This is a genomic window from Pseudoalteromonas sp. TAE56, from assembly GCF_000497955.1.
Lineage (GTDB): Bacteria > Pseudomonadota > Gammaproteobacteria > Enterobacterales > Alteromonadaceae > Pseudoalteromonas.
Genome location: NZ_AUTN01000079.1, coordinates 1 through 13,244 on the forward strand (window position 1 = coordinate 1; position 13,244 = coordinate 13,244).

General features: G+C 41.8%; 9 protein-coding genes. 8 read left to right on the forward strand and 1 reads right to left on the reverse strand.

Features of this window, described 5'->3' with window-relative positions:
- The 8 genes from L656_RS0107785 to L656_RS0107820 form a co-directional block, all read left to right on the forward strand.
- Positions 1–569 (forward strand): TIM-barrel domain-containing protein (locus L656_RS0107785; protein WP_029750688.1); only part of this gene is annotated, 569 nt, incomplete at its 5' end.
- A gap of 102 nt (positions 570–671) precedes the next feature.
- A complete protein-coding gene (locus tag L656_RS0107790) occupies positions 672–2,411 on the forward strand; it encodes a solute:sodium symporter family transporter (protein WP_024598768.1) in 1,740 nt (579 codons plus the stop codon).
- A gap of 208 nt (positions 2,412–2,619) precedes the next feature.
- Entirely contained in the window at positions 2,620–5,055 is a 2,436-nt protein-coding gene (locus L656_RS0107795; protein WP_024598769.1) for a TonB-dependent receptor, read from the forward strand.
- A gap of 180 nt (positions 5,056–5,235) precedes the next feature.
- Positions 5,236–5,598 (forward strand): hypothetical protein, encoded by a 363-nt coding sequence (locus tag L656_RS0107800; protein WP_024598770.1) that lies wholly within the window; start codon positions 5,236–5,238, stop codon positions 5,596–5,598.
- A 205-nt stretch (positions 5,599–5,803) separates the two neighbouring features.
- Entirely contained in the window at positions 5,804–7,393 is a 1,590-nt protein-coding gene (locus L656_RS0107805; RefSeq protein ID WP_024598771.1) for an alkaline phosphatase, read from the forward strand.
- Positions 7,394–7,404: 11 nt separating this feature from the next.
- Complete coding sequence (locus tag L656_RS0107810; RefSeq protein WP_024598772.1) at positions 7,405–9,195, forward strand: alkaline phosphatase; 1,791 nt, start codon at positions 7,405–7,407, stop codon at positions 9,193–9,195.
- Positions 9,196–9,334: 139 nt separating this feature from the next.
- Positions 9,335–10,048, forward strand: a complete 714-nt coding sequence (locus tag L656_RS0107815; protein ID WP_024598773.1) for a hypothetical protein — start codon at positions 9,335–9,337, stop codon at positions 10,046–10,048.
- 478 nt (positions 10,049–10,526) lie between these two features.
- Entirely contained in the window at positions 10,527–11,114 is a 588-nt protein-coding gene (locus tag L656_RS0107820) for a hypothetical protein (RefSeq protein ID WP_029750689.1), read from the forward strand.
- A gap of 126 nt (positions 11,115–11,240) precedes the next feature.
- On the opposite strand, the gene L656_RS0107825 is transcribed toward L656_RS0107820, so the two are convergent.
- Positions 11,241–13,130, reverse strand: coding sequence for a monovalent cation:proton antiporter-2 (CPA2) family protein (locus L656_RS0107825; RefSeq protein ID WP_024598774.1), 1,890 nt, complete (start codon positions 13,128–13,130; stop codon positions 11,241–11,243).
- Positions 13,131–13,244: the final 114 nt, after the last annotated feature.

The following is a 13,244-nucleotide window of genomic DNA, read 5'->3' on the forward strand; positions in this document are numbered from 1 at the left end:
TGTCGGGCGGGCCATTTTTTGCAACCGACATTGGTGGTTTTTACAAAGACACCCGCGACGCAGAACTTTACGTGCGCTGGGCACAAGCCTCGGTATTTAGCGCACATATGCGCTTACATGGTATTGGTCCTCGCGAACCTTGGTCTTACACAGAGCAAGCAAGTGATGCGGTATTTGCAGCACTTAAATTGCGCTACCAACTTATTCCTTATTTAGAGCAAAGTGCCATACAAGCACAGCAAACTGGCTTACCAATTCAGCGTGCAATGGTTTTAGCATTTCCTGATGATGTGCTAGCGCATAGTTTTGATCAGCAATTTATGTGCGGTGAAAAATTGTTAGTAGTGCCGTGTGTCGTGCCAAACGGTAAAGTGAAGTTTTATTTACCACAAGGCAACTGGATTCGCTTTCCTGATAAACAATCTTACGAAGGTGGTAAGTACTACGAACACACACTCGCACTTGAAGAAATGGCAGTATTTGTACGCGAAGGCGACAGCCTAATGCTTGGCCCAGAGGTTCAACACACAGAACAAGACATGAGCCAATTAACAGCATGGCCTAAATAAATCTCGGCTTAATAAAAAACACACACTACACACATACAACACACAATAATAAAGATATTAGCTTACTTTTTACCGAGTAAAGTGAGCTAAAAGGGGCGCAAGATGGAAGGTATGAACATTACCATGACACTGCTATCGTGCTTGGCGTTTATGGCGCTGGTGGGATATATCTCGTACCAAAAAACCAAAGGGGAAGTTAACACCCAAGATGGCTACTTTTTAGCGGGTCGTGGTTTAACGGGTACGTTTATAGCAGGGTCGATGATCCTCACAAATTTATCAGCAGAGCAACTAATTGGCCTCAATGGCTCAGCCTATGGTTACAACCTAAGCTCAATGGCTTGGGAAGTAACCGCGGGAGTATCAACCATCATTATGGCGTTGATCTTTTTGCCTCGTTATTTAGCGGGTGCGTTTTCTACCTTGCCTGAATTTTTACGAGATCGTTTTGACGATACCGTACGCCGCATGACGGTGATCTTATTTATGGTAGGGTATTGTTTTATAACGATCCCTTCGGTTTTGTACTCAGGATCAATAGCCGTACTTAGGCTGTTTGATGTTCCTACCTTATTAAATATGAGTTACGAAGCAAGCCTGATTGTGACCATTATTACAGTGGGCTCAGTTGGCGCTATATACGCTGTTTTTGGCGGTTTAAAGGCGGTTGCGGTATCAGATACCATTAACGGTGTTGGGTTATTAATTATTGGTATTCTAGTGCCCACACTAGGTTTGATAGCACTAGGCGACGGTAGTTTTTCAGAAGGGTTAAGCACCCTTGTAAACACCGATACAGAAAAACTCAACGCTATTGGTAGCGAGGATGATCCCGTGCCATTTGGCACTATTTTTACAGGTATGATCCTCGCTAATTTGTTTTATTGGGGTACTAATCAGTACGTGATCCAGCGTACGCTGGGCGCTAAAAACTTAGTAGAAGGGCAAAAAGGCGTGTTGTTTTCAGGGTACTTTAAAGTGTTAGTACCGTTTATGATGATGATCCCAGGCGTTATTGCTTACCATCTTTATAAACACGAAAGCCTACCCACTATCGATTTAGCTTACCCACATTTAGTGAAAGAAGTGCTTCCACAGTATTTATCTGGGTTCTTTTTGGCCGTATTGCTAGGTGCTGTATTTAGCTCATTTAATTCACTGCTCAATAGCGCGGCAACCTTATTTTGCTTAGACGTTTATAAGCCGATGAAAAAAAATAAGGTAACAGACAGCCAACTTATAAAAGTAGCCAAAATTACTAGTATTGTTATTGCCATATTGTCGTTTATAACTGCGCCATTATTGATGTTTGCGCCTGAAGGTTTATGGCACATAATTCGTGTGTTTACAGGCTTTTACAACATTCCGGTCATCACAATTGTATTGGTAGGTTTGTTTACTCGAAAAGTGCCTGCACTGGGCGCTAAAGTCGCGATTATATTCCATATTATTGCCTACACCTTGCTTAAATTTGTATGGGATGTAGACATTAACTTTATTCATATTTACGCCATTTTGTTCTTAATTGAATTGGCGATAATGCTGGGTATTGGTTACTACAAACCACTTAAAACACCATGGCAATTTACACGCAAAGCTGAGGTAGACCTTAATCCTTGGAAATATGCATTACCTTGCGCAATTGTATTAGTAAGCTTGATTGTTAGCTTATATATATTATTTTCGCCACTCGGATTGGTTGGTGGAACCAGTGTGTACTTTGCACCAAGTTTAGCTGCTGTATGGTCTACAGCCTTAGTGCTTAGCTGGTGGAGTGTACGTCGTTGGCAGGTTCGTTACGAAAATAGCTTAGCGCGTATTGGTGCTAAAAACGCCGCATAACCTGCGGCTATATTCTGTATTCCAAACTTAAATCACATTTAATTCACATAATGTTTGCATTAGTAAGATAGTTTGTTTAAATTTAAAGCTCTTATATAAGATATAAGAGCTTTAAGGAAAGTACCACACACTGACACCGCTTTATTAGCAACACACACAATTGCTAGCGCGGTACCACACAGCACACACGCACAATATGGAGAATGACATGAGAGCTAAAAAGTCCGTCTTAAGCTTGGCAGTCACGTTAGCAATGACAACCGGTTTAGCGCTTAGCGCGCAGGTACATGCGCAGCAAGAGCAAACCGAACAAGAACAACAAAAAACAGAAACAGCTAAAAACGATACGTTTGAAAAAATAGTCGTTACTTCACAAAAAAGAACGCAAAGTTTAAACGAAGTACCTGTTGCGGTATCGGTACTTAATAGCGATCAAATTAATTCAGCTTTTGCTAATAACATGGAAGGCTTACAGTCACTTGTTCCTTCGGTTAGCTTTAGAAAAGGCACCACAACCCGTAACTCAGCGCTAACAGTGCGCGGTATTGGTACTATTTCATTTAGTATTGCTGCCGAGCCAAGTGTAGCAACTGTTGTTGATGGCGTGGTGCTTGGGCGCTCGGGTCAAGCATTTGCCGATTTATACGACGTAGACCGCATTGAAGTATTACGCGGGCCACAAGGTACATTGTTTGGTAAAAACGCCTCAGCAGGTGTGGTAAACATAACAACAAAAGATCCCTCGTACGACACAACAGGCAGCGTAGAAACCTCGTTTTATCAAGATAACGAATACCGTTTTAAAGGCGTTATAAGCGGCGGTTTAACCGACGACCTAGCGGCAAGCCTAACGGTATTTAAAGGTAAATTTGACGGTTACATTGATAACGTTTACAACAACGAAAAAGTAAACGGTTACGACCGTGAAGGTGCACGTGCTGTATTTAAATACGAGCCAGAGGATGACTTAAGCGTAAAATTTATTGCTGAATTTTATAACGCTGACGATGATTGTTGTGCCGACTTAGAAGCACTACCAAGTGGCCGTAATCCAGATTCAAAATCAGTACCAAACAGTAACGGTATAGTTGATGGCGCAGCCGATATTGATTTAGACCAACGCAGCGTTGATCACGATTACGAGTCGCGCACAATTGACGAACATAGCGCGTTTTCGGTACAGGTTGATAAAACAATTGGCGACTATACATATACTTCAATTACAGCGCAGCGTTCGTGGGATAATACAGAGTACCGTGAAGGCGACTTTACCTCTATTGCAGGCGACAGCAGCGAGCCGGTATTTGACGCGCCGTTTCAATTACACGATTTAGGTGCACAGCAATGGGATCAGTTTTCGCAAGAATTTAGAGTTACATCAAACCTAGCTGGGCCATTTAACTATGTTGCTGGCTTATTTTATTGGAACATGGATTCACAACGTAACTTTACTCGCGATGCTAGTTGTCAAAATAATGGTGGCCAGCTTGATAGCGCAATGGTTTTTTACGCGCAAAATAACTTATCGGGCGCTGAACTTGATACAGCGCTTGCTGATTTAGAAGGTTACACACAAGGCCTAGGTGTTAGCTGTAACGCAAACGATATTGTATCGGCCACTGCTTTTATGAGCACAGAATTTAACAACTGGGCCGCTTTTGCCGACGGTACTTACGATTTATCTGAAGATTTACGCGTATTATTTGGTATTCGTTACACCGACGATGAAGTGTCGTACACGCATCGTCGTGTAAGTAATGATGTATATGGCCGCACCGGTGTAGGCGTGCGCCCAGCAACACTTAATACAGATGATGAAGGCAAAGCCGAAGAAACCAACGTATCGGGTCGTTTAGGTATGCAATACGATTTAGGCGATGGCCAAATGGTATACGGCACTTACTCGCAAGGCTACAAAGGCCCTGGTTTTAATATTTATTATAACTTTAATCCAGACACCGACAGCCGCGAAATAGCACCTGAAGAGTCTGACGCTTATGAAATAGGCTACAAATACGCAAGCCGCGAATTTGTATTTAACATGGCTCTTTTCAGAACCGAAATTGAAGGCTTTCAAGCTAACAACTTTGACTGTTCAGACGGCACTTGTATTACGCGCTTAACCAATGCGGGTGATGTAAGTACGCAAGGTGTTGAAGTTGACTTTATGTGGGCTGCAACAAAGTCGCTAACACTTACCGGTGGTGTTGCTTACATTAAAGCTGAAATTGACGAGTTTAATTGTCCGGCAGAGGTAGCCGCAGGTTCATGTACTGACCGCTCAGGTTTAGATGTACCATTTTCGCCAGATTTAAAATACTCACTAACGGCTGACTACTTTATTGAAACCGACCATGGCTTTAACGTACATATAAATGGCTCTTACATTTACACCGACGAGCAATACTCAGACCTACCAGACAACGTAGGCGAATTTAACCCAGCCGCTTTGTTACCAGATTACGGTATTTTAAATGCAAGTGTGGGTTTATCGTTTAAAGATGACGCGTTTAGAGTGTCGCTTATTGCTAAAAACTTAACCGACGAAAGCTACGTAACTACCTACAGTGGCGATAACTTCCGTTACCAAATCCCACGTGATGCAGAGCGCTACTTTGGGGTATCGTTTAAAGCACGTTTTTAATATTTAAATAATTCTCTTAATAATTTCCCTACAAGCGCAACGTTTTACACGTTGCGCTTTTTTTGATTAAAACAATCCTTTTGTATGCTTTTTAGGTTTTTTTGTAAATTAATTGTACAATTAGGTGTTGCTGTTCTATCTTTTTTGTACCTATTTAGGTTCAATTATTAAGGACAAAAAATGAAAACTATATTAATTTCAACAGGTATTGCTTTAGCGTCTATGTATTCTGTGCAAGCAAGTGCGGACCAAATGGAATGCTATGTTGACACTCAAGCATACGATCAATTTACAGCGAATCATTGTACAGCTCTTATTTATGGTAAAAGAGAGGCAACTGCAGTATTTAGAGTGGTAGGTGATGGTTCTGATATTGACAGTGTGATTTGGTCTAATGCAGCGTCTTCATGTGGTACATCAGGAACATCTTGTTCTTTTAAGATAAGATCTTTTAGAATCAATAAAGCTGAGGCAACGATCTTATACACTGATGGGCGTTGGAGCAAAGTTTCTGCAACAGCTTCGTTTGAAGATGGTCGTTAATAAAAATAATAACGTTTATTGAATGAATAAGCGCAACGTTTTACACGTTGCGTTTTTTTTGTGACTTATCTTTGTAATAGTTTAGTCATTTTACTTTCATTAAAATTACCTTTATCAGTCACATCTGTTTTCTATAGTGCAGCGGTTGATCTTTTTTGTGTTTACACATTTCAAAAAAATAACCACTAAACAATGGGAATTACGGATGAAAATTAAAAAAGTCGCTGCGGCAATCGCGCTAACGTTAACGTTTAGCGCAGTGAGCCATGCTGATGTACTACCGCAAAGCCAAACAGACAGCAGCTGGTATAGCGCTGCGCAAACTAAACTAACAACAAAAACAGCACAAGCGCAGGCTACACAAGCCACTAAAGCTAAAAACGTCATTTTATTTGTGGGCGATGGTATGGGTATATCTACTCTTACTGCCGCGCGCATTTTGCAAGGGCAGCGTAATAACCAATCTGGCGAAGAAGGTTATTTAAGCTTTGAAGAGTTCCCATACTCTGCACAAGTTAAAACGTATAACGTAGATGCTCAAACGCCAGATTCAGCAGGCACGATGACGGCTATTATTTCGGGTGTAAAAACCGATGTGGGCGTTATTGGTGTAGATGAAGATATTGAACGCGGCGTGTGTTCAACAGTAGCAGGTAATGAGCTAATTACCGCGACCGAATTAGCTGAAATTAAAGGGCTATCTACCGGTATTATTTCTACAGCACGTATTACTCATGCAACTCCTGCTGCAACGTATGCTAAATCGGCTGACCGTAACTGGGAAGACGTATCAGATATGCCAGAAGATGCCGTAACGGGTGGCTGTGAAGACATTGCATCGCAACTGGTTAACTTTGAAAAAAACCTAGAAGCACGATTTGTAGGTACCGACGTAGACGGTCTGGATTTTGTAATGGGTGGCGGTCGTCGTCACTTTTTACCAAAAGACGAAACAGCTAACTCAACAGACGCAGTAAGTGCTATAGAAGGCGACCGTACTGACGAGCGCAACTTAGTAACTGAGTGGCAAACACAATACCCAGATGCTACGTACGTAATGGATCAAACAGGCTTTGATTCAATTGCAGATGACGCAACTAAAGTATTTGGTTTATTTAACGAATCCCACATGCAGTACGAAGCTGACCGCGCAAACGATGTAGCGGGCGAGCCTTCGCTTACCGATATGACCACTAAAGCAATTGAAGTGCTTGGTAAAAACGATAATGGATTTTTCTTAACGGTTGAGTCGGGTCGAATTGACCACGCGCACCATGCGGGTAATGCATACAACGCGCTTAACGACACCATTGAGTTTGCTAAAGCCGTGAAAGCAGCGGTAGATAACACCAATCCAGAAGAAACCCTTATTTTAGTAACCGCCGATCACAGCCATGTATTTACTATTGCAGGCTACCCTAAGCGTGGCAATCCAATTTTGGGTCAAGTAGTTGCAGTAGGCGAAACGACACCAAGCCTAGCTGCCGACGATATGCCGTACACCACAGTAGGTTACGCAAATGGTTTAGGTTTTAGAAACTTGGGCAGTGAGACTGATGCGGATGCAAGTTACACAAGTGCTGCTGTTGCAGGGCGTGTTGAGCTAAATGGCGTTGATACAACGACCCCAGGTTTTCACCAAGAAGCAACTGTACCAATGGGCTCAGAAACACACGCGGGTGAAGATATTTCACTGCATGCAAAAGGCCCCGGTGCTCAGCTAGCACAAGGCGTAATTGAACAAAACGTAGTGTTTCATCTAATTAATCAAGCTCTTGAACTAACTCAGCAATAATGGCGGCTAACATGAACAAATTAACGGTACTTTCTTTGGCAGTAATGGTCGCGCTAGCAGGTTGCTCGAGTGACGATAACAAAAATGAAAATAATATTATCGCAGTAGATAACGCTATTGCAGTGGGCTCTGAGCAGTGCATTAATGGCGGTGTAGAGACTCAAGTAGGCGCAGATACCAATAATAACGACGTGCTAGACAGCGACGAAGTTAACTCAACTAATTTAGTGTGTAATGCACCTGCAACGTCGCTCACAAACGAGCAATTAGCCTCGCTTACTAGTAATGCATGGTTTAGTGAAGCACAAACAAAATTAGGTGCTGCACAAACAGCAAGTAGCAACATTGTTACTGAATCAGGCAAAGCTAAAAACGTTATTTTATTTGTGGGCGATGGTATGGGTATTTCTACCATAACCGCAGCACGTATTTTAGCGGGTCAGTTAGAAGGCGAAATGGGTGAAGAGCACCAGTTAAGCTTTGAAACTATGCCTTTTTCGGGCTTTGTAAAAACATACAACGTAGATGCGCAAACGCCAGATTCGGCAGGCACTATGACCGCAATGGCATCGGGTGTTAAAACCGACGCGGGCGTTTTAGGTATAGATGAAGCGGTTGAACGCGGTAATTGTGCTTCAGGCAAAGGACACGAACTTGTTACCTCGTTAGAGCTTGCTGAAATTGCAGGCAAAGCAACAGGGATTATTTCTACAGCGCGTATCACTCACGCAACCCCAGCTGCAACGTATGCTAAATCGGCAGAGCGCAACTGGGAAGATATCTCCGATATGCCAGAAAGTGCCGCAACGTGTGAAGACATTGCATCGCAACTGGTTAACTTTGAAGCCAACCTAGAAGCACGCTTTAGTGGTGTTGATGTAGACGGTATTGACGTAGTAATGGGCGGCGGTCGTCGTCACTTTTTACCAAAAGATGCCACGTTTAATTCAGCCGATGCAGTAAGTGCTGTTGAAGGGGATAGAACCGATAACCGCGACTTAACTGCAGAGTGGAAAACGCAATATCCAAACGGCACTTACGTAATGGATCAAACCGGTTTTGATGCAATAAGTGACGACGCCACTAAAGTGTTTGGCTTATTTAACGAGTCCCACATGCAGTACGAAGCTGACCGTGCAAACGATGTTGCAGGCGAACCTTCGCTTTCACAAATGACCGAAAAAGCAATAAACGTGCTTGATAACAACGAGCAAGGTTTTTTCTTAACGGTTGAGTCGGGTCGAATTGACCACGCGCATCATGCGGGTAACGCTTATAACGCGTTAAACGACACTATTGAGCTTGCTAAAGCCGTTAAAGTGGCGATGGAAAACACCAACCCAGAAGAAACTTTAATAGTTGTAACAGCCGATCACAGCCATGTATTTACCATTGCCGGTTACCCTAAACGCGGTAACCCAATTTTAGGTAAAGTGGTTGCCGTGGGCGAAACTGAGCCAAGCCTCGCCGCCGACGATATGCCTTATACAACTGTTGGCTACACTAATGGTTTAGGTTACAGAGATTTAGGCGATGAAACCAATGCCGATGCATCTTACTTAGCCGCACCGGTAACAGGGCGTGTTGACTTGAGCGATGTTGATACAACAACACCGGGTTTTCACCAAGAGTCGTTAGTACCACTTGGCTCAGAAACACATGCCGGTGAAGATGTTGGCGTTTATGCAATGGGACCAGGTGCACACTTGGTAACAGGCACAAACGAGCAAAGCTTTTTATTCCATGTAATGGACTTTGCAGCTGACTTTGTAAAAACAGCAGACGAAAAACTAGCGCAATAAATACGGGCTAGTTATAAATTTAGTTAAATATATCTAAATAAAAAACCCCGCCTACTTTGCGGGGTTTTTGTCATTAAACTGACATTTATAATCGTTATGTTATTGCCATAAACTTGAAATATAAATAAGAGATAGCTAAATGAAAAAAGCGTTATTAATAATTGCCACGCTTGTAAGTACAAGTAGCTTTGCCTCGCAATGTGATATTGATGCCAAGCATTTAAAAGCGGATTATAAAATTACCAACAGCCATAAAGCGCAGCAAAGTAGCGAGTCACTTACCCTTTGGCGAAACAACCAGCAAGTAGCGCATCAAAGTGAAGTAATAACCGAACTTTGGCAGCACTTAGCTAATAATCAAATACGACCAATACGTTACTTTAACGCCCAGCAACGCGGTATTGAATACCAACCATCTGAGGTACGCGGCGTACAAAACTGGAGTGCTAAAAACCAGCTGGTGGATAACCACCTAATCGAAAAAATGACCCTAGTAAGCACACAAGGCACAGGCTGTGATGAGGTAAAAAACTATACACTGAGCGAAAATGGCAACGACTTTAACCTTGCCTTTTTTACGCATTCAAAATTAGTAAAAACATTTAGTATTAGTAACAAAAAAAGCCAAACAACTACCTTACTTAGCCTTAATAATGTAAGCACTGAGATGCCATTAATTACTGCTCAATTTGCACAGTGGGATCGTTTTCAAACCACCGATTACGCTGACATTGGCGATAACGAAGGTGACCCATTTTTAGCTAAAATGATAAACCTTGGTTTTATAGAGCACAGCGCCACAGGTTTTTACAACCAGCAGGGCGAGGCTATTCAAGGCGGGCATCACCACTAGGTTTTAGCGTTTTTAAATGTAGTAGCTCATAGCTGAAAGAATGACAGGCTATGAGCTACAAGTAGTACTGAAAGAGCTTCCCTAAATTCCTGCCACAGATATAACCTAATCAAATACCTTTTTTCGTATTTTCAAAGTTAACATATCGCCGGAGGTTCTTTTTTGATAAAACATACGTTACTTAATATCGGTACGCGACCAAGACTTAAAGCATCTTTATAATAAAAAATAAAGCTAGAGACTCATTCATTAATTGAGTTAATGGCTTTTTGCTTCTTTAAACGGACAATCATTCAGTATCCTGTCCGTGACTATATTTAGTCAAGCATCATAATGGAAACTAATCCAATATAAAGAGGCTAATTAGTTATGGAAAAGTTGATTATGAAACTATTAAGCGTAGTGAGAGTTGAGAATGTTTCAACAGTTACTGTTTGTATTTGTCTTGTTTTATTAGTGTTTAAATTAGGGTGAAAAAATGGATATTGATGAGTTGACTGAGTTAGTTCAAGGGAAATGTTTTTTTGCAGGCGCTTATAAAAATACACTTGAAGATGTAGTGGAAGTGAGAGAAATTTTAAAAGCTTCCTATAAACATAATGAGTTTCCATACTATTCAGAGTTTGAACATAGCTGGAATATGCTTAGGGAAAACTCATCACATAATGTAATTGAGTGTGAACAAATAGATAGTAACCCGTTAAATAGTTTTTTACATCTTATAGAGTCAGGGTTCTACCCCCCTCCTGAGTTATTAATTGTTGTCGCGAGTTGTTTTAGAGCTCATATGATTAGCGGAGGAAAAACTAATTTATCTGAAGATTTCTTCGGAAAAGATAAGCAGTTCGATCATTGTATAAACGTGTCTAAGATTACTAAGTACACGGATTTTGAATTTAAATGGGTTATAGATAAAAAGGAATCATTGCAGGCCGTTGCGGAAAAATACTTACTAGAATGCTCAGAAAAAAATAATAACACATTCGGCGAAAATACTGATGCTGAAAGCTTCTTAAGAGGTTATCGTCGTTGGAAAAAGGATTTAACAAAACAAAAATATTATTAAAAATTATTTAGGGATTGAATGTTCGTCGCAGTGATAGCTACAGGCTTAATAGAGCGTTTAACAATCATATCCCAAGTTTATGTGCTGCCAGCTATTGCCAACAGCACAAATATAAAAGCCTTAACACTACTCAAGATGAGCATCATCAGGCTTTTTGGGTCTATCAGCTAGCTCTGTTAGGCCATCTTCACAATCACCGCTATCGCAGGTATTTAAATCGCTTTGTGCTTGTTTATCTTGTTGCAGCACTTGTTTTAAATCTTCCATGCGTTGGCGCACTGCTACGCCGTAGCTGGCGTCGTCGCCCCATAATGCAGCAAGTTGCAGTACTGCAGCGCGGTCGTGGTCTCTAAATAGCTTACCAGCACGCTCTGCATCTTGCTTAGTGTTACCTAGTAACTCGAGTGCTTCTACGGCAAGGTTAATAGCTGAGTCGACGGTTTCGCGGTTAAACGCATCTACTTTTAAATTAAGTAACTGATACGCATGGCGGCGGTCGATTGCGCGAGCAACTATTTTAAGCTGCGGGTAGTTTTTATGCGCGAGCTTAATTATCTCAATAGTTTTATCGGGGTTATCAATTGCAATTACCAGCATTTGCGCAGTGTGCGCGCCTGCGGCTTCAAGGAGTTCTTGGCGTGCGGCATCGCCATAAAATACGGTATTGCCAAAACGGCGTAGTAATTCTATTTGGCTAGGGCTGTGATCAAGTACGGTTATTTCGTAGCCTTGCGCGTGCAGTAAACGCCCCATAATTTGGCCAAAACGTCCGTAGCCCGCAATAATTACGTGCTTAGCGGTGCTAATTTGCTCTGGCTTATCAAACTCAGGCAGAGCACTGCTGCTGCGTTTTTGTATTTGCTCATAAACCATAAGTAATAACGGCGCTATTAGCATTGATACCGCCACAACTAAGGTAACAAGGCTGGTTTGCTCGGGCGTTAAAATACTGAGCGTAGTGGTTACGCTTAACAATACAAAGGCAAACTCACCCCCTTGGGCAAGCGCTAAGGCAAATAATAACTGCTGTTTGCTGTTAATTTTAAAGGTAACGGCAAGGGCAAATAAAATGCAGGCTTTAACTACAATAAGTAAAACTACTAAGCCTATAACGGTACTAAACTCGTTAAATAGCAGTTCAAAGTTAATTGATGCGCCTACAGTTATAAAAAATAATCCTAAAAGTAAGCCTTTAAAAGGCTCTATATCGGCTTCTAATTCGTGTCTAAATTCGCTCTCGGCAAGTACAACGCCGGCTAAAAAAGTCCCCAAAGCAGGCGATAAACCAATACTTTGCATAACCAGTGCAATAGCGACCACTAAAAACAGTGCAAAAATAGTAAATATTTCACGCATGTGTGTTTGGGCAATGTATCTAAATAACGGCGCCGATACATATTTACCGCCGGCAATAATAGCGGCAATAACCGCAACCGATACACATACTTGTTGCCATACAGGCCAGCTTGCAATAATCGAGTCGCTGATTTCTTTTGTGCTAGTTTGCGGGGCAAATGCAAGCAGTGGCAATAGGGCTAAAATAGGAATAATTGCGATGTCTTGAAACAGCAATACCGAAAACGCGTTTTGTCCGGCTTCTTGCTTTAGCCAGCCTTTTTCTTCAAGGCTTTGCAGCACAATAGCGGTAGAGGAGAGCGCGAGCATTAAACCAATGGCGAGTGCGGTTTGCCAATGCATGGCAAAAAACCAATAACAAAATGCAAATATAGCCGCTGCCGATAGCACAACCTGTAAGCCGCCAAGCCCTAAAATAGAGTGGCGTAATGTCCATAAACGCGAAGGTTGTAGTTCAAGGCCCACTAAAAACAGCATCATTACTACGCCAAATTCAGCGAAGTGCATTACATCGGTTTGATCGCCCACAATACCCAGCGCATAAGGGCCAATGAGTATACCGGCAATTAAATAACCTAATACAGAGCCAAGTCCGACTCGTTTTGCAATAGGGACAGCTACAATGGCTGCTGCTAAGTAAATTAAAGCAATTTCTAACACGCGTTTATCCTAATAACATCAAGGCTTTTAGAATGGCTTAGCTGCTTATAAAATACAATGGATTATATGGCTCAAAGTTGCTTATTTATCAGTAGTTATAACACTAATGGTTAT

What these genes read in the sequence shown, in the direction of transcription:
- L656_RS0107795 (WP_024598769.1), top strand. Translation starts at nt 2,620, where the DNA reads ATGAGAGCTAAAAAGTCCGTCTTAAGCTTGGCAGTCACGTTAGCAATG.
- L656_RS0107815 (WP_024598773.1), top strand. Translation starts at nt 9,335, where the DNA reads ATGAAAAAAGCGTTATTAATAATTGCCACGCTTGTAAGTACAAGTAGC.
- L656_RS0107810 (WP_024598772.1), top strand. Translation starts at nt 7,405, where the DNA reads ATGAACAAATTAACGGTACTTTCTTTGGCAGTAATGGTCGCGCTAGCA.
- L656_RS0107820 (WP_029750689.1), top strand. Translation starts at nt 10,527, where the DNA reads ATGGATATTGATGAGTTGACTGAGTTAGTTCAAGGGAAATGTTTTTTT.
- L656_RS0107800 (WP_024598770.1), top strand. Translation starts at nt 5,236, where the DNA reads ATGAAAACTATATTAATTTCAACAGGTATTGCTTTAGCGTCTATGTAT.
- L656_RS0107805 (WP_024598771.1), top strand. Translation starts at nt 5,804, where the DNA reads ATGAAAATTAAAAAAGTCGCTGCGGCAATCGCGCTAACGTTAACGTTT.
- L656_RS0107790 (WP_024598768.1), top strand. Translation starts at nt 672, where the DNA reads ATGGAAGGTATGAACATTACCATGACACTGCTATCGTGCTTGGCGTTT.